Below are 16,328 nucleotides of genomic sequence, written 5' to 3'. Positions count from 1 at the left end.
ATTTGAGTTTTGGGAGAGGTTCTTCGACAATAGGCAACTTGTCTATTTTAAACTTCTGGTACTTCGGGGAATGTGCATCATCAAAGGCCCATTGCTTTAACGGTATATATTTGCATATAAAGTTAATAAGCCAGCAATTCTGCTGATAAAGTTGGTGGATGATTTGAAGTAAATAAAGTATAATGTTCATGAGCATTGTTTCCTTTTTGGAGTGTTTTCTTGGTCGTTAACATTATACCAAAAGGGAGGTCAATGCTCTTTTTATTTAAACCTCCCGAAAATAAAGGTTTTAGTAACAAAAAGGGGGTGTCAGATTTGACACTACCCATTCCTAAGAGGAGGCTTTTTAATGACGAAAGAACAACTTCATAAATACGTTTCTGAAAGCACCAGAAACGAGAGTAACATTTGCCAGATTTATGCGATTAAAGAAGGGCTGGATGTTTATGACGACTGCTGGCACGGATTTAAGACCTTAAATGCTATGAATGTCAATTCTGTTACCAAAGGAATTATGGCGTTACTTGTGGGAATTGCGTTGGACAAGGGCTTTATCAAAAACGTGGATCAAAAGGTGATAGATTTTTTCCTTGATTACATTGTAAAGCGTGGGGAGAAGACCATATATGAAGTCACAATCAGGCATCTGCTCACTATGACAGCTCCAAAGAAGATCAGTTTGAGTTTTTCATGAATAAGAATCCAAGGAAATATGAATGGTACAGCGACCCTCGGGGCTGCGTTACTGCGGGCTGGGGTTTATGTATGTCAGCGAAAGATATGGCTGTAATCGGCGCTATGGTGTTGAATGATGGCCTGTATAACGGAAATAGAATAATCTCAGAAGAATATCTGAAAGATATGCTCTCTCCCCATCTCAAGCTAGGCGAACGGTTTGGCTTTATGAACTATGGCTACTTATGGTACAAACCCTATGATGATAAAGAGGTATATGCGGCGATTGGTGACAGCGGAAATATCATCTATATAAACAAAGAGAAAAAGTATCTGTTGGAGTGACAGGTACGTTTAAGCCGAGGATATTTGACAGAGTGGATTTTATCGAGCAAAAGGTATTGCCTGCCATTGGCGTAGGATGACAATTTTTGAATTCGAAGTTAAAACTCCGATGCAAGGAATTCAGAAATGGATTTGAGGCCGATCTTTTTTGCAAAATTATTTATTTTTGCTTGACTATGACGTAACGTAATAGTTTATGATGTAATCACACGTGAAGGAGATGATAGCCATGAAGACAGTAAATGAAGTGAGTAAACTGACTGGAGTGAGTATACGCACGCTGCAGTATTACGATAAGATAGGACTTTTAAAGCCGGCGGAGTATACCGAGTCCGGATACAGGCTGTATGACGATGCGGCGCTGGAGAGACTTCAGCAGATTTTACTGTTTCGTGAGCTTGAGTTTCCTCTTAAGGATATCAAGGATATCGTAACCAGATCTGATTTTGACAAGAGATTGGCACTTGACCAGCAGATAGAAATTCTAGAATTAAAGAAGGAACACATCGAAAATCTGATTATTATGTGCCGTGGTTTAAAACTGAGAGGAGTGAGACATTTGGATTTTACAGCATTTGATTCAAGTAAATTAGACGAATACGCCAAGCGCGCAAAAGAACTGTGGGGTAATACTCCGGAATATAAGGAATTCGAAGAGAAGAACAGGAAGAGTTCAAAGAGCGAGGAAGAAAGTATGATGGCCAATTTCATGAAAATCTTTGAAGAGTTTGGATGTATGAAGGATCAGGATCCTGCTTCTGCAGAAGTACAGAATCAGGTAAGGAAGCTGCAGAGTTTTATTACCGAGCATTTTTATAAGTGTTCTAATGAAATTCTTTCCGGACTTGGTAAGATGTATGCCGGTGGCGGAGAATTCACCGAGAACATTAATAAGATGGGTGGAGAAGGAACTGCTGAATTTACTCACCGGGCGATACAGATCTACTGCGGATGATGCATTTCCGGTTTCAACGGCTATGATCCTTGGAGTCGCCGGTGGAAATGGCTTGGCTATAAGATTTTTCGTGATGATGGCAACAGATATTGGATGAAGAAAGATGAGATTCCTGTTGCGGGATAACATATTATGAGCGATATAAAGAAAGGGAAGTTCATTTATAAAAATGAAGACAGCATGAAGAAGATGCATGAGTTCTATGATAAGACTCTTGCATCTAATGAGAGGGCTGCAGAGATCGCGGTTCAGAAAGTTCGTGATTACCGTACGGAAACAAATAGCAGCATCGAGGTGATATTTAATGTTTGAAAGGATATCGACTATGAAATCTACCGGCAATTACTCGGATGAGATAAAGAAACTGAAGAAGGCTATTGAAGAAGCAGATGCTATTGTAATCGGGGCGGGAGCAGGCCATCTGTATCGATGGGGATATCGGTACGGTAATAGACGAATTGAGGAAGTGATTTCATGATCATAAATACGGGGATGCGAACGGACATACCGGCGTTCTACCATGAGTGGCTGATAAACAGAATAAAAGAAGGCTTTGTGCTGGTGCGTAATCCCTACAACCCGTCTCAGGTGACCAGGTACAGCCTGTCCCCAGAGGTTGTGAATCTGATTGCATTCTGTACGAAGAATCCGGCACCGATGTTGCCTCATATGGATACATTAAAGCCATACGGACAATACTGGTTCGTTACTATTACGCCGTATGGGAAAGATATCGAGCCTAATGTTCCGGACAAGCAGAAAGTGATGGAAGACTTTAAGAAGCTTTCTGATATCGTCAGTATAGACAGCGTTGGTTGGCGATATGATCCGATCTTTGTGGATGATAAGCATTCTGTGGATTGGCATATAGATCAATTCGAGCAGATGACCGCAACACTGTCAGGATACACGAAGACCTGTGTGATCAGCTTCATCGATATCTATAAGAAGGTGGAGCGGAACTTCCCGGATGCAAGAGAGGTTTTTAAGAAGGACAGACTGACGATTGGCAAAGCTTTTATTGAGATCGCAAAACAGCATGATATGATCATCAGACCGTGTGCTGAGGGAAATGATCTTGCATCATATGGTGCAGATTGTTCCGGCTGTATGACGGTAAAGACTTTTGAGACTGCTCTCCATGCAAGACTCGATGTTCCTAAACGAAGCAGGAATCAGAGGAACAATAAATGCGCCTGCCTTATGGGGGCAGATATCGGAGCATATGATACTTGTGGACATCTTTGCAGGTACTGCTATGCCAATACGAATGCGGCACTTGTGAAAGAGAACGTAAAGAACCACGATCCTAAGTCGCCGTTCCTGATCGGGAACAGTCAGCCCGGGGATGTGCTACACGGTCTGTTCTTAACATCTAAATATCTGTTACGTTATCAAAGTAAAACGTAATATTGACAACATTATTATAATATAGTTAAATAAAAATTGGACGAAATTTGGTTGGGGAAGGGTTTCTATTATGATAACTGCTATGAGAAACACGGGGTTACTACAACGCGTAGTAGTTGTTTTTATCAGCGTTATAGTCCTTATCTATTCTTTTGAAGGCATCTGGGGTACAAGAGATGTTAGACTTTATTTATATATGGCACCGATTGGCGCTATATTAATGATTACAGGTGTAGTGTTGAAACGTTTGTATCAGAATCTTGATACATGTCTTATTGTCTTATTTTTAGCTCTATCTTGGATTTCAACGATTTTCAGCCTGGGACTTTCTGCAGATTTTTTTACATCGCGCTTTTTTTGCGCCTTTATGATATTTCTAGGGTTGTATTTTATCATTCAGATTGTTCCTGATCCAATAAAAATTTTCAAATATTTTTCAGAAATATATACGTTAGGTATGAGTTTGATGTGTCTGTATGTACTAGCTCATGCAAGTTGTTTCTTGCTGTCCGAAGAGCCATGGGTAGATTTGGCCAAGGGATGTATCAAAAACGGAAGATTATGTGGTCTTAACAATGCCAACAGCATGGGAATAGCCAGTGCTTCCATGATTATAGTGGCTATTTATGGATTGCTTGTTTCAGAGAAAAAGATAAGGTGTTTCTATGTCCTTGCTTCTTTTCTGGGATGGTTTTGTCTGGGACTTACAGGCTGCAGAACAGGTACAATAGGGATTTGTTTTGTAGCCGGTATTTATTCTTTTGTGCTCTTATATAAGAAACTGGATCGTATTAGGATAAGATACAGGTGGGGCAGAATTTTAGCTTTAATGCTGCTGTCTATCACGATAATGGTGGTAGTTCTTAAATCTTTTCTTTTACCAACATATATTTATAGAATAGTCATGATTGCAATTGCCAGGATTACAGGCAGATGCTGGGCGATTCCCGCTATATCAGGTCTTGCAGTTAGAAAAATTGTAGATGATGATGGAACCTTGTCTGACAGAACGCTTATCTGGTCTTCGTGCATCAGGCAGTGTACTAGGACGCTTAGGCGTTTTCTTCTTGGAATCTCGCCTCTTAGCAGGGAAAGTGTCTGTAACATATATAACGGGCGCCATGATATCAAAGCACCTCATGCTCACAATATGTATCTGGAACTTTTTAGAAAACATGGGCTTTTGGGTTTTGCAACATGGATGATGTTGATTGCTAGCTGGTGCATTGCTGGGATTAGAACTCTCTTTTCAAAAAATGAAAGAGAATCGTTGAAGTATCTGTGCATTGGTGCAGCGGCGATTCTTTTGATGGGGATGGCTGAGCCTGTGCCATTTTTTCCTTCTTTGTGGTGTTATTCGGGAATTCCTTTTTTTATGATATGTGGATATTGCATTAGGGTGAGGAGATCATGAGTTTGAAGATGAAGAAAAAGACATATATTGCAGTCTATGGCGCTGTTGCGGTGCTTGTCCTTGGTGCTGCTTTTTTTCAGATATATAGTACGAACAATAACGCTGCGGGGAGTATGGCGACCATGGATGTTGATACTTATAGCAGCGATTTGGTTCAGACGATTGATGGAACAAATGTGGATATGCTTGCACCGGAGTTTTGGATAAGGGACAGAGGAAGTGAGGTTCTCTTTTCGCAAGAGGAGATTGAAGATTACAACAGTAACAATCCATCTTACGTTGAGTATTATAGCAAAGAAGATTCCAGAAATTATAAGCTGTTCATGTACAATCTTCCAGATAGTATCCCAGGCAATGTTGTTAAGGCACTTATGTATTCTGGTATGGATGAGGAAAAAGATTCGAATCTGGACGTGGATATACCGGATACTGTAATTCCCAAGTATGCCATTTGCATAGACAGATCTGTTGCCAAAAAGCTTCCAAGTGATGAGTTCGTGTCTGATGATGAGGATGAGATTTTTTTCAACGATTTGATAAGTGCTGAAGTTATGCCATTTACAGGAGTGGTCGTTTTGGGTGAAAGTAGAGACGGTGAGTGGGTTTATGTTCTTGATGGTTCCTATCTTGGATGGGTGAAAAAAGATACTCTTGCTATATGCACAGACAAAAAGCAGTGGAGTAGTATATGTCAGCCGGAGGATTTTCTTGTTGTAACGGGGAGTGAGATTGTGATGGATGAAACAGCAGTTTCAACTAATTCGTCAGGGAAGATACTGCCTATGGGAACAAGGGTGAAGCTTTCCAAAGGCAATGGAAATATAAACGGCAGGAGTAGCCTTGGCGCATACGTGGTCGAAATCCCATATCGCGGCGAAAATGGATATGTGCAGATGGAACAGACGCTTATACCTGTATCAAAAGATGTTCATGCTGGTTTTATGACTATGACTTCCGAGAGTGTCATAAGGCAGGCTTTTAAGTTTCTGGGACGAGTTTATGGCTACGGTGGATCTCTTTCATCAAATGATTGTTCCGGATTTATACGTCAGGTATATAGCTGCTACGGTTTAGACCTTCCGAGAAATGCGGCAGCAATCGCCCAAAGGTCAGATCTTGGGAGCATAGAGTGCAGTCTAATGACTCCTGATAAGAAAAAGAGCATCATGGCAGATATGACACCAGGGCTACTTGTGTACATGGAGGGACATATCATGATGTACCTTGGTATGGAAAAAGGGGAGCCTTATGTTATAAGTTCTTGTGCAACCTGCATAGAACCTGGGCATGATACGGAAGATATTGTGGATACGTTCTGCGTTTTTGTTTCAGGGCTTAATCTTGTAAGAACAAACGGTAATACATGGCTTGAAGATATAAATTATATACTGTGGAAAAAGTATTGAAATTAATGAAACAGAGCTGTTTCTTCGGAAATTTCTTGAGGTTGAGTTGAAATACTTACTCGACTGAGAGGTCGGAATTTCTCAATTAAGAGAAATTCCCCCTACTCGATTGTAGCGTAAAATTTACAAGAATGTTATAAAGATAGCCTGGCAGATTTACCAGTTTGTTACGTTTGCTTCTAGGAGCTTCGGGCTCAATCCCCTCATAAACATAAATCATTTTTGTCATGGCTCCATTATTCTTTCTACCATTTTCATCTATTTTAATGTCACCAAGTTTTTCTCTAAACTGTAAATGATAGTGATCTTCATCTGCATCAATGTACAGATAATCCACCTGTTTCTTTTTCTCTGGAATTTGAAAACTCTTAGGGAATTGTGTGTTGTGAAGAAGATTCTTTACAGTCTGTTTTGTTATCCCTTCTGGAGTGCTTTCAACACCAGCTTTTCGATAAGATGTTTCGACTGATTCCTCATATATTTTGGCAACTACATCCTCAGTCATAGATTGATTCTCTTCCAGTTCCAGGAATTTATCATTTATCTTATTACGAATCATATGACTTCTTGCTGAGATTTAGGATAATCATCAGCAAGGATTCTGCTTTGCAGGACAAAATTTCTTTCTTATTCTTGCAAGTATTCCTATGATTATTACAGCACCTACTATTGCTAATATAGAATTAGCTTTAATCTGTTTATACTCTGACTCGCTGAGTTCATTCACAGCATTATATATTTCATTCTTTATATCAGACATACTCTCATATATTTCATCCGGAGTTCGATTACATTTTTTGTAAAAATACTGTTCATCACACTCTTCCAAATCCCCTTCGCCTTTCTTATAAATATAATCGAAAGGTTTTTTCTTGAATTTATCTAGTTCGAACAATGAACAACTTACGTAAATATCATCCACAATATGATAATTTATATTGATATATTCCGGTAATAACTCATTATTATAACAAGTTATTTTGTAATCCTCAGTTTCAAAACCATAATAAAACGTCGGATTGATAGGATCATCAACATATTTGGTATATCCTACTTTGGTACCTGTCCATAAATTGCTCTTAGGAAGCAGATACCAGAATTTTTTCTGAGTATTGCTCTCCTTTGTTGAAAGCATCACACTTTTTATCTTCCATATAGGCTTATCTCCACCAGGTGCATCAATCATAAACACAAACCTATACAACACCGACACTGCAATAACCAAAAGTATTGCTGATAGAACATTTAACTTTTTTACTGACATTTTTCCTCCACCTTTCCATACTAATCTCCCAGAATCTTTAAGACTATAACATTAATACTTTGAGATTCCTTTTTTTAATCTCCCGCTTTTCTACCCCAAAAAGCTTATCATTCCACTTAAATAATGCGGAACTTCATGTTTCTCCACAAAAAACACATTACGTCTTTCAAAAATGCTTGTCAAGAGCCTTTTCCCTAATTTGCTAAGTAAAATGTGATAGGAAATCTTTATGAGAAAATGATTAGAAGAGCAGAAGATGATGGCTTCGAAACTCTTATTGAAAAAACGGTTGATGATCTTGAATCTGAGATGTTTTCTATTATCACAGAGGGGTACATTGGATTTGCTCCAGAAAGTCAAAAGCTGGCTGATTATGGAGAGGTGATTCTTGTATTTGGAATTATAGTAGCCATTTCTTACAACAAGGTTTATAGAAAAGATGAGTCAGTAAAGCCTTTCAAAGTATTTGTTGATGCTGCAAATAAAGTTCTTGGCAGAGCAGTTGCTTTTCTTGTTGGTCTTACACCATATGCAGTTACATCACTTATTGCAAGAGCAGTAGGGAGAAGTCAAGTGGCAGATTTATTGCCATTACTTGGTACTTTGGTTTTGGCATATGTTCTTTGCGTTATTCAGCTCTTTGGAGTAGAAAGCATACTTGTAGCAGTTATTGCAAAGCTTAACCCTGTTACATTTATTAAGAAAATAGCACCTGCAGCTGTTGTGGCATTTACTTCACAAAGTAGTGTTGGTACACTTCCGGTTACGGTAAGTAAACTAAAAGATGATATTGGTGTAGATGGGGATGTGGCAGCATTTACAGCCGGTCTTGGTGCAAACCTTGGTATGCCGGGATGTGCAGGTATTTGGCCGGTTCTTCTTGCGGTATTTACAATAAATCAGCAAGGAATCCATTATTCAATCGGTCAGTTTGCTCTTCTTATTGTTTTGACACTTCTTGTATCAATTGGAACAGTTGGTGTACCGGGAACAGCCACTATCACTGCAACAGCACTTTTTGCAGCGTCAGGACTTCCAATAGAGTTTATAGTTTTATTTGCTCCAATTTCATCAATTGTTGACATGGCTAGAACAGCTACAAATGTAGTTGGTGCAGCTACAGCTACAGTGCTTACTGCCCAAACAGAAGGCCTTCTTAACAATGATGTTTACAATAATTTTGTGGTTGAAGAAAAAGAAGAGAAATTAGATAAAAATGAATCAGGATTTATAAGAAAAACGGTTTTGACTTTACTGGTGAGGTGAGATTACAGTGGAAGATGACTGGATTACTTTGAAAAAAATGGCCATTTAATGTTGCGGTAAAAGAATCAATATGATACCATATTTCTATATAAGGGAATGAAGTTCTCCCTAAGTAATTATTACTGAAACCGCTGATTAAAGCTGATGACTTCTGCGATTATAATTACGCAGAAGTTGTCAGTTTTTTTGTGTCTAAAGGAGGGCAAATGTTATTTAGTATTTCATTAATTTTTATTATCGGTATGCTACTGGGCTATTTTTGCAAGAAGCTGAAACTTCCAAGTCTTATAGGACTTCTTATAACGGGAATACTATTAGGACCGTATGTATTTAATCTTATTGACAGCAGTATTCTTGGTATATCAGCCGAACTGCGAAAGATTGCTCTTATTATCATTCTTACAAGAGCTGGATTGGGGCTTGATTTATCTGGATTAAAAAAGATTGGAAGACCGGCGGTTTTAATGTGTTTTGTTCCGGCAACTTTTGAGCTTATTGGAATGCTGATATTGGCACCGGGATTACTGGGATTAACGCGCCTGGAAGCGGCTGTTTTGGGGGCTGTTCTGGCGGCAGTATCGCCTGCAGTCGTAGTGCCTAGAATGGTTAAACTTATGGATGAGGGGTATGGAGCCAAAGAAGGCATTCCTCAGTTGATATTGGCGGGAGCTTCTGTTGATGATGTGTATGTAATAGTGCTGTTTACTACCTTTACAGGAATGATGCAGGGACATGGGGTATCAATTATAAGTTTTGTTAATATACCGGTATCAATTATTTTAGGAGTTGTTATTGGGCTGGCAATAGGAATAATACTGACAGTCTTTTTCCAAAAATTTCATATGCGAGATACGACAAAGGTGCTGATAATACTGTCTGTTTCCTTTGTTTTGGTATCTGCTGAAGATTCTTTGAAAACGCCTATTACATTTTCCTCTCTCATAGCCATTATGTTTATTGGTATCGGTTTACAGAAAAAGAGAGAAAATGTAGCCAAAAGACTTTCAAAAAAATATGAAAAACTTTGGGTTGCCGCTGAAGTACTCTTGTTTGTTCTTGTAGGAGCAGCTATTAATATTAGTTACATTGGAAAAGTTGGAGTAGTAGCTGTTTTGCTTATCATTGGAGCGCTCGTATTCAGAATGCTTGGTGTATTTCTTTGCCTTGTTGGAACAAATATTACAAAGAAAGAGCGATTATTTGTAATGATGGCATATACACCAAAAGCCACTGTTCAGGCTGCAATTGGAGGTATTCCTCTTGCACTTGGATTTGCATGTGGTGATACTGTTCTTACTGTAGCAGTTTTGGCGATAGTTATAACAGCGCCTATAGGAGCATTTGCAATCGATAGAACATATAAGACTTTATTATCGGTATAAAAATATCATAGAATAATTATTATCATTAGATATTTTTGTTTGATTAAGTAGTCACACAGACTTTTTTATTTTGTTTGCCAAAGTCCTGGCCTCGTCATAGTCCAGTTCATTTACCAGGTCGGAAAGCTGCTTAAGTTTTTCATAAAACTCCTTATCGCATTGATAGGTAAGGAGTTTTTTTGTTGCCGTTTCGGCTCTTAATATATCAAAGTCCGCAGCAGATAATTCAACTTCCTCAAGGAGAGAATAAATTTCAGAAGCAGAAAAATGCAAAGCGGGTTCGCTATCTGTATTAATATATGGCATTAGTTCTAATTTTAATTTTCTAAATCTGTCAAGTATATTAGGTGTAAGTTCACGTACCTTACTTAGTGCATCATAGGTTTCAGACTTTCCCAGCATTTCCAATTCCAGAAAGTCCTCCGATAGTTTCTTTTCTCCCATCATTCTGCAGGTGGTTTTTAAGGAATGAACTACAATGGTGAAATTCTTAAGGTCACCATTTTCAAGGTGGCTTTCTACTTCGGCACATTTTTTATCAATAATCAAATAAATATCAGAAAGAAGTTCAGTATCCATATCATTGAATTTTTTCATTGAAATATCATCTCCTTGTTACCATTTTGATTATAGTTATCTAGTGAAAAACACTATATATAATCTATTATAATATATTTAGAGATTTTGACTGTTTATATTCAAAAAAAGCGTGTCTGAGACGAAATATACAAATAGCAAAACGTTTTATGTTGTTCTGTGAGGAGATAAATATTTATGGCCGAGAGGATTATCGTTATTGATGACGATCCTGTTATTTTAAAAGAAGCTTTAAGAAGCCTAAAAGGTGCAGGAATGAAGACTGTTGCACTTAAGTCCGGAGAGCAGCTTCTTGAATATATATCCCAAAATGAGAGTCCAGAGCTTATTCTGTTAGATATTAAAATGCCGGGTATGGATGGCTTTGAAACCCTTATCAGACTTAGAAAAATGGAAAATAAGGGAAATGAAACACCAGTTATCTTTTTGACGGGACAAGAGGATGAGGAGGCAGAGATTCGAGGCCTTTTACTTGGAGCTATGGATTTTATATCAGGAGTTCTTAATCTTCGGGTAAGACATGCAGTAGAGTTGATTAAACTTCAGAAAAATCTTGCCAAAGAGGTTGAAAAGAAGACTAAAGAAAACGAGGAATTATTTCTGCAGGTAGTGGCATCACTTGCAGATGCAATCGATGCTAAGGATGCATATACTAAAGGTCACTCAGGTCGTGTGGCTGCTTACGCCAGAGAAATAGCAAGAAGATGCGGTTATGACGAAGCACAGCTCGATGCTGTCTATATGATGGGATTACTGCACGATGTGGGAAAGATCGGAGTCCCTGACAATATCATTAATAAAACAGGCAGGCTTACCGATGAAGAATTTGCAAAGATCAAGAAGCATCCGGAAATAGGCGGTCGTATTCTTGAGAATATTCAAAAAATGCCTGAACTGGTATGTGGTGCCAAATGGCATCATGAGAGATTTGATGGGAAAGGATATCCTGACGGATTATCAGGGTTTGACATTCCTGAAACTGCACGTATCATAGCTGTGGCAGATGCTTACGATGCTATGACTAGCAACCGCAGCTACAGAAATGTACTTCCACAGGCAAAGGTACGAGCTGAGATTGAGGAAGGAATGGGACGACAGTTTGACCCTCGTTTTGCCGGAATAATGCTTGAAATGATTGATGAAGATAAAGACTACACTATGCGGGACAGACCTGATTAAAGAAGAGGTGCCTAGTGAAAAGAGGATTTACAATTATTGTAAATATAATCATTATTACCTTCATTATCTGCTTTATTGTTGAGCACACATCAAATAAACGGGAAGATAGCAATGATCATGAATTACAGGTATTTCAAAACACTGCAGAGACTGCAGGGCAGATTATTGCCAATTATCTTGAAGATGAACAGCATTTATGTGATATTTGGGCTAGCTACATAAATCACTATGCCCTAGATGAAGGAAAGCCTATGACTATAGAAGAGGCAGTTGACTTTACTCGCAGGGCATCAATTTCTGATAAAGTTGATGCACATATTATTTTTTATGATGATAAATCTTTTGCCGGACTTTCACGGTGTGAAAGTCTCAAAGAAGCAGGGAATTATTCGGTTTCCTATAAGAACTATTCTCTGTTTTCCGATTTTTGCGAAGAAAATCTAAATAATGAAATCAGACAGACGAAGGCTTTTGCAAATCCTCAAAATGGCGTTCTTTCGATGGCATTTTTAAATACTCTAACTTTATGTGAAAAGGATTCGTCTAAAATTAGAAAAGCGCTATTAATGCGTATCATCCCTATTAGTGAACTTAGTAGAAAGCTTGTATATTTAAAGGGTGAGTATGAGGATGTAGATCTTGCTATTATCGATAATGTCGGCAACTATATGGTTCATGGGAGTTTACTGAAAAATTCTAATCTATTCGAGTATTTTAAATCCTATAATAATACAAACTATATGAGTCAAAAGGAATTTGAGGAGAAGGTAATAGGTGAAACAGGACTTGTAGAATTAACAGATTCTAAAGGGAGGGGGTGCGTTGTTGCGCATACTCCGGTAACCTTGGATAAAGACTGGTTTCTTATTAATGCTATTCCCAAGTCAAGCCTTATTTTAGATGTTGTGGACTGGGTCCTTCTAGGCGGTACAATTGGTGCATTGGCTGCTTTGCTCATTTTTAATATGGCTGCGATGATGCTCTTTAACCGCAGGCTTGCAATTACAGCACAAGAGGCCAAAAAGGCAAATGCCGCCAAGTCAAATTTTCTTTCAATGATGTCACATGATATTCGCACACCTATGAATGCTATTACCGGATTCAATGAAATGATTGGTCGTGAAAGCCATGATCCAAATATTCTTAGATATTCTGAAGCTATTAGGATGGCTGAAAATACGCTTCTTGGCCTTATTAATGATATTTTGGATTTCTCCAAGCTGGAGGCTGGTAAGCTAGATATTGTGCCTGTGGAATATGATCTCGTAAATACGTTAAATGATCTTGTAAATATGATTCGTATTAGGACAGATGAGAAAAAGCTTAAGTTAAATGTAAATATATCCCCAGATATTCCCCGAAGGCTTTATGGAGATGAACTTAGAATTAAGCAGTGTATTTTGAATATTCTTTCCAATGCAGTGAAATACACTGATGAAGGATCTGTTACTTTTAATGTTACCTATGAATCTTTGTCAGTTGAAGAGAAAGAGATTTTGCTAAAGGTTAGCATTGCTGATACGGGAAGTGGCATTAAAGAGGAGGATATTCACAAACTCTTTATTGCGTTTAAACGTCTAGAGGAAAGCAAGAATCGGAATATCGAGGGAACAGGGCTTGGGATAAGTATTACGCAAAGCCTTCTAACTATGATGGACTCTAATCTGGAAGTATTCAGTGAATATGGTAAAGGCTCAGAGTTTTCATTTGCTGTTAGGCAGGGCGTTATGAGCAATGAAAAGGTTGGGGACTATCAGGAAGCGTATCTTCTTGAAACTGAATTAAAGAAAGGATATAGACAAAGCTTTATTTCGCCTTCTTCAAGAATTCTGGTAGTGGATGATACTCCGCTTAATATCAGCGTTTTTATAAGTCTTTTGAAAGACACCAGGATGAATATCGATACCGCATCAAGCGGTGCTAAAGCTTTGGAAAAGTGTACAAAGAATGCGTATGATATGATTTTTCTAGACCATATGATGCCGGATATGGATGGCATCGAAACTCTTTACAGGATGAAAGAAATTAAGAACAGCCCAAATAAGGACACACCTGTTATATGTCTTACCGCAAATGCAGTATCAGGTATGCGGGAGATGTTTCTTGCAGAAGGTTTTACTGATTATTTGGCAAAACCTATAGATTATGAGCGCCTTGAAGTGATGCTGTTAAAATATCTGCCGCATGAGAAGGTTGTTGTGGAGTATATAGCCAATGATAGTAGCAGTGATGTTAATGAGTGCATAAATCTTCCTAAGGGTATTGAAAAAGTGACAGGGTTAGATGCAAAGGAAGGCATTTCTCATTGCGAATCTGCAGAATCATATCTTGATACGTTAAAGCTGTATGAAGAGACTGTGAAAGAAAATAGTGCAGAGATTAGAGTTATGTGTAAAGATTTATTGCTCGATGATTTAACTATTAGACTACATTCTTTAAAGAGTACATCCTCTATTATAGGAGCCAAAGAGATAAGCCAACTTGCCAAAGAGCTCGAACGTTCAGGTAAAGATGGGACACTTGCAATTAGAATTGGAGATGTAGAGAAACTTTTAGAAATGTATGAATTATTGGGCAAGGAACTGGCAAAATTTTTTGAACCTCCAAAAATTCTTCTTGTTGATGATGACCCTATTTATCTAAAAATGTTAAGAGGGTGGCTTTCTGATAAATATCAGATTACTGCTGTTAAATCGGGAAAACAGGCTCTTTTGTTTCTGGAAAAGAACAAGGCGGATTTGATACTTTTAGATTATGAGATGAAAGATATGAATGGCTCTAAGGTTCTTGAACATTTGAGAGAAAATCCTGCTACAGAGAATATTCCGGTGGTTTTTTTAACAGGTGAAGATGATGAAGAGACGATTCATAAGTTGATGAAGCAAAATCCTAGAGGATACCTTTTAAAATCAATGGATAAGGAAACGATATTACAGGAGATTGGAAAAATATGAAACAAAAAGTGTGGTGTAATATTTTGGGTGTGATCCTTACTGTCTTTATAATTGTTACTGCATCAGGATGCAGAGATGTAAAAAACGATGATTCTTTTGTGCCAAAGCTTGATAAATCGCAAAGTTGTTCTATAAAGGTATACGGAAGCTATTCGAATTTTGAGGCTTTGGAAAGCGAATTTGACCGCTTCAATGAGTATTACCCAAATGTTGAGTTAAGCTATATTTATCTTGACGGCTATGGTGATTCTATTGGTAATTCATTGCTAAGTCAGGAAGCTCCTGATATTTATTGCACTTTCTATTGGATGTGGGGAAATCCTTCTTGCAGCGATATTTTTGAATCGGCAGCAGATTTGGCAAAAGAGGATACTGGCATTGATTTTTCATGTGTAAGAGAGAGTCTTATAAGGAAGACAGAGGATGGTCAGGTTCTTATGGCACCGGTTCTTGCTACTTCATTTGGAATGCTTGTAAATATAGATTTGTTTGAAAAAGAGGGGATAAATGTTCCTGTTACCTGGAACGATTTTGAAAATATCTGCAAAGAATTAAAGGAAAAAGGCTATTCATCGCCTATGATGGGTTATGTATCATCATCTTCAGGATCTTTTGAATACAATTTCGGATATCCATCTTTGGTGAATGCGATAATAGCAGAACCTTCTATGAGGGATGGTTTCAATGAATTAGATTCTCAATCAGGAAAAGTAATGCGGCCTTGTCTTGAGAAAATAAAAAAACTTGTAGATTCGGGATATATTGATGTTTCAAAGTGTACAAATGAAATATCAGATAATTATGACGCTGCCATCATGCGTTTTTTTGAGGGAGATGTGCCTATGCTGGTATGCTCAGCTGATGTGGCATCAGGTACCAAAAAAAGAGAGAGTCAGTCAGATAAGTTTTTAGCATCGCCATTTGAATACAAATTTTATCCGGTTCCCTTCGATGATAAGGGCGGTTTTGTAATCGATACTGTAGCCATGAACTTTTCTGTGAACAAGAATAGTCCAAATAAGGATATGGCTATGGAGTTTATGCGTTTCTTAATATCCAATAAGGAACTTGGAAACATGGCTTCTGTAAAGCGTCTTATAACTACGTCTAAGGATTTATCTTTGGACAGTATTTATTCTGCTCTTGGTAATACTCCATCAGAGCGCGTTATCTGTAGTACAAAGGCCGGGATAAACGACAATGCTGTTAAGCAGTTCAGATATGCGGCACACCACGTGCTATTAGGTGATATGACGGTAGATGAGGCTATAGAAAAGTTTGGGAAGTTGAAAGAATAAAACCAATAATCGGTTCAGACAATTGTATATGCCTGTAAGTCATAATAATATAACCTAAAAGTGTTATAAATTACAAAAAAGTAGCAGATAAAAGGCACTTAGGAGTAATTGTTTAAGTAGTTGTATAGGTGTAAAGTGAGTACATTAAGGCAATGGAGCTATATTTTAGCTTCATTGCTTTTT

16 protein-coding genes, 1 pseudogene and 1 riboswitch are annotated in these 16,328 nt (G+C 38.1%); of the genes and pseudogenes, 13 read left to right on the top strand and 4 right to left on the bottom strand.

Annotated features, from left to right (window positions below):
• A pseudogene (locus tag G634_RS21930) lies at positions 1 to 190 on the bottom strand (transposase); the annotation flags it as partial.
• Between the two features lie 159 nt (positions 191 to 349).
• Between G634_RS21930 and G634_RS21480 the strand changes: the two are divergent.
• The 8 genes from G634_RS21480 to G634_RS0101670 all read left to right on the top strand — a co-directional run bounded on the left by G634_RS21480 (position 350) and on the right by G634_RS0101670 (position 6,205).
• On the top strand, positions 350 to 694 hold the full coding sequence (locus G634_RS21480; RefSeq protein WP_026503840.1) for a hypothetical protein: 345 nt from the start codon (positions 350 to 352) through the stop codon (positions 692 to 694).
• A 71-nt stretch (positions 695 to 765) separates the two neighbouring features.
• Entirely contained in the window at positions 766 to 1,020 is a 255-nt protein-coding gene (locus G634_RS21475; RefSeq protein WP_242826744.1) for a hypothetical protein, read from the top strand.
• Positions 1,021 to 1,249: 229 nt separating this feature from the next.
• Positions 1,250 to 1,975, top strand: a complete 726-nt coding sequence (locus tag G634_RS0101695) for a MerR family transcriptional regulator (RefSeq protein ID WP_026503838.1) — start codon at positions 1,250 to 1,252, stop codon at positions 1,973 to 1,975.
• A gap of 132 nt (positions 1,976 to 2,107) precedes the next feature.
• Entirely contained in the window at positions 2,108 to 2,287 is a 180-nt protein-coding gene (locus G634_RS0101690) for a hypothetical protein (RefSeq protein WP_026503837.1), read from the top strand.
• A complete protein-coding gene (locus G634_RS21470) occupies positions 2,280 to 2,453 on the top strand; it encodes a hypothetical protein (protein ID WP_242826743.1) in 174 nt (57 codons plus the stop codon). Before G634_RS0101690 ends, G634_RS21470 begins: the two co-directional genes overlap by 8 nt.
• Positions 2,450 to 3,385: a DUF1848 domain-containing protein gene (locus G634_RS0101680; protein ID WP_026503836.1), complete on the top strand. Its 936-nt coding sequence runs from the start codon at positions 2,450 to 2,452 to the stop codon at positions 3,383 to 3,385. The genes G634_RS21470 and G634_RS0101680 overlap by 4 nt, the downstream gene beginning before the upstream one ends.
• Positions 3,386 to 3,455: 70 nt before the next feature.
• A complete protein-coding gene (locus G634_RS0101675; protein ID WP_026503835.1) occupies positions 3,456 to 4,799 on the top strand; it encodes an O-antigen ligase family protein in 1,344 nt (447 codons plus the stop codon).
• Positions 4,796 to 6,205, top strand: a complete 1,410-nt coding sequence (locus G634_RS0101670; RefSeq protein ID WP_026503834.1) for an NlpC/P60 family protein — start codon at positions 4,796 to 4,798, stop codon at positions 6,203 to 6,205. The genes G634_RS0101675 and G634_RS0101670 overlap by 4 nt, the downstream gene beginning before the upstream one ends.
• Before the next feature lie 85 nt (positions 6,206 to 6,290).
• On the opposite strand, the gene G634_RS0101665 is transcribed toward G634_RS0101670, so the two are convergent.
• Together G634_RS0101665 and G634_RS0101660 are read right to left on the bottom strand one after the other, a co-directional pair.
• A complete protein-coding gene (locus tag G634_RS0101665) occupies positions 6,291 to 6,764 on the bottom strand; it encodes a UPF0236 family transposase-like protein (RefSeq protein ID WP_026503833.1) in 474 nt (157 codons plus the stop codon).
• A gap of 30 nt (positions 6,765 to 6,794) precedes the next feature.
• Entirely contained in the window at positions 6,795 to 7,469 is a 675-nt protein-coding gene (locus G634_RS0101660) for a hypothetical protein (RefSeq protein ID WP_026503832.1), read from the bottom strand.
• A 237-nt stretch (positions 7,470 to 7,706) separates the two neighbouring features.
• Here G634_RS0101660 and G634_RS17580 point away from each other — a divergent pair, with 237 nt between their 5' ends.
• Both G634_RS17580 and G634_RS0101650 read left to right on the top strand, forming a co-directional pair.
• Positions 7,707 to 8,735 (top strand): dicarboxylate/amino acid:cation symporter, encoded by a 1,029-nt coding sequence (locus G634_RS17580; protein ID WP_051233620.1) that lies wholly within the window; start codon positions 7,707 to 7,709, stop codon positions 8,733 to 8,735.
• 83 nt (positions 8,736 to 8,818) lie between these two features.
• Positions 8,819 to 8,896: riboswitch (Fluoride riboswitch) on the top strand.
• 45 nt (positions 8,897 to 8,941) lie between these two features.
• Positions 8,942 to 10,117: a cation:proton antiporter gene (locus G634_RS0101650; protein WP_026503831.1), complete on the top strand. Its 1,176-nt coding sequence runs from the start codon at positions 8,942 to 8,944 to the stop codon at positions 10,115 to 10,117.
• Positions 10,118 to 10,168: 51 nt separating this feature from the next.
• Here the strand turns inward: G634_RS0101650 and G634_RS0101645 are convergent, their stop codons facing one another.
• Complete coding sequence (locus G634_RS0101645; RefSeq protein ID WP_026503830.1) at positions 10,169 to 10,714, bottom strand: hypothetical protein; 546 nt, start codon at positions 10,712 to 10,714, stop codon at positions 10,169 to 10,171.
• A gap of 177 nt (positions 10,715 to 10,891) precedes the next feature.
• Here G634_RS0101645 and G634_RS0101640 point away from each other — a divergent pair, with 177 nt between their 5' ends.
• Genes G634_RS0101640 through G634_RS0101630 form a run of 3 tightly spaced genes read left to right on the top strand, consistent with a single transcriptional unit; the run spans position 10,892 to position 16,145 of the window.
• A complete protein-coding gene (locus G634_RS0101640) occupies positions 10,892 to 11,893 on the top strand; it encodes an HD domain-containing phosphohydrolase (RefSeq protein WP_026503829.1) in 1,002 nt (333 codons plus the stop codon).
• Between the two features lie 14 nt (positions 11,894 to 11,907).
• Positions 11,908 to 14,847: a response regulator gene (locus G634_RS20030; protein WP_051233619.1), complete on the top strand. Its 2,940-nt coding sequence runs from the start codon at positions 11,908 to 11,910 to the stop codon at positions 14,845 to 14,847.
• Positions 14,844 to 16,145, top strand: a complete 1,302-nt coding sequence (locus tag G634_RS0101630; RefSeq protein WP_026503828.1) for an ABC transporter substrate-binding protein — start codon at positions 14,844 to 14,846, stop codon at positions 16,143 to 16,145. The genes G634_RS20030 and G634_RS0101630 overlap by 4 nt, the downstream gene beginning before the upstream one ends.
• Positions 16,146 to 16,328: the final 183 nt, after the last annotated feature.

The sequence above is a fragment of the Butyrivibrio sp. NC3005 genome (assembly GCF_000424545.1).
GTDB lineage: Bacteria > Bacillota > Clostridia > Lachnospirales > Lachnospiraceae > Butyrivibrio.
This window is presented reverse-complemented; position numbering and strand designations above follow the sequence as displayed.

What these genes read in the sequence shown, in the direction of transcription:
- G634_RS21480 (WP_026503840.1), top strand. Translation starts at nt 350, where the DNA reads ATGACGAAAGAACAACTTCATAAATACGTTTCTGAAAGCACCAGAAAC.
- G634_RS21475 (WP_242826744.1), top strand. Translation starts at nt 766, where the DNA reads ATGTCAGCGAAAGATATGGCTGTAATCGGCGCTATGGTGTTGAATGAT.
- G634_RS0101695 (WP_026503838.1), top strand. Translation starts at nt 1,250, where the DNA reads ATGAAGACAGTAAATGAAGTGAGTAAACTGACTGGAGTGAGTATACGC.
- G634_RS0101690 (WP_026503837.1), top strand. Translation starts at nt 2,108, where the DNA reads ATGAGCGATATAAAGAAAGGGAAGTTCATTTATAAAAATGAAGACAGC.
- G634_RS21470 (WP_242826743.1), top strand. Translation starts at nt 2,280, where the DNA reads ATGTTTGAAAGGATATCGACTATGAAATCTACCGGCAATTACTCGGAT.
- G634_RS0101680 (WP_026503836.1), top strand. Translation starts at nt 2,450, where the DNA reads ATGATCATAAATACGGGGATGCGAACGGACATACCGGCGTTCTACCAT.
- G634_RS0101675 (WP_026503835.1), top strand. Translation starts at nt 3,456, where the DNA reads ATGATAACTGCTATGAGAAACACGGGGTTACTACAACGCGTAGTAGTT.
- G634_RS0101670 (WP_026503834.1), top strand. Translation starts at nt 4,796, where the DNA reads ATGAGTTTGAAGATGAAGAAAAAGACATATATTGCAGTCTATGGCGCT.
- G634_RS0101665 (WP_026503833.1), bottom strand. Translation starts at nt 6,764, where the DNA reads ATGATTCGTAATAAGATAAATGATAAATTCCTGGAACTGGAAGAGAAT.
- G634_RS0101660 (WP_026503832.1), bottom strand. Translation starts at nt 7,469, where the DNA reads ATGTCAGTAAAAAAGTTAAATGTTCTATCAGCAATACTTTTGGTTATT.
- G634_RS17580 (WP_051233620.1), top strand. Translation starts at nt 7,707, where the DNA reads ATGATTAGAAGAGCAGAAGATGATGGCTTCGAAACTCTTATTGAAAAA.
- G634_RS0101650 (WP_026503831.1), top strand. Translation starts at nt 8,942, where the DNA reads ATGTTATTTAGTATTTCATTAATTTTTATTATCGGTATGCTACTGGGC.
- G634_RS0101645 (WP_026503830.1), bottom strand. Translation starts at nt 10,714, where the DNA reads ATGAAAAAATTCAATGATATGGATACTGAACTTCTTTCTGATATTTAT.
- G634_RS0101640 (WP_026503829.1), top strand. Translation starts at nt 10,892, where the DNA reads ATGGCCGAGAGGATTATCGTTATTGATGACGATCCTGTTATTTTAAAA.
- G634_RS0101630 (WP_026503828.1), top strand. Translation starts at nt 14,844, where the DNA reads ATGAAACAAAAAGTGTGGTGTAATATTTTGGGTGTGATCCTTACTGTC.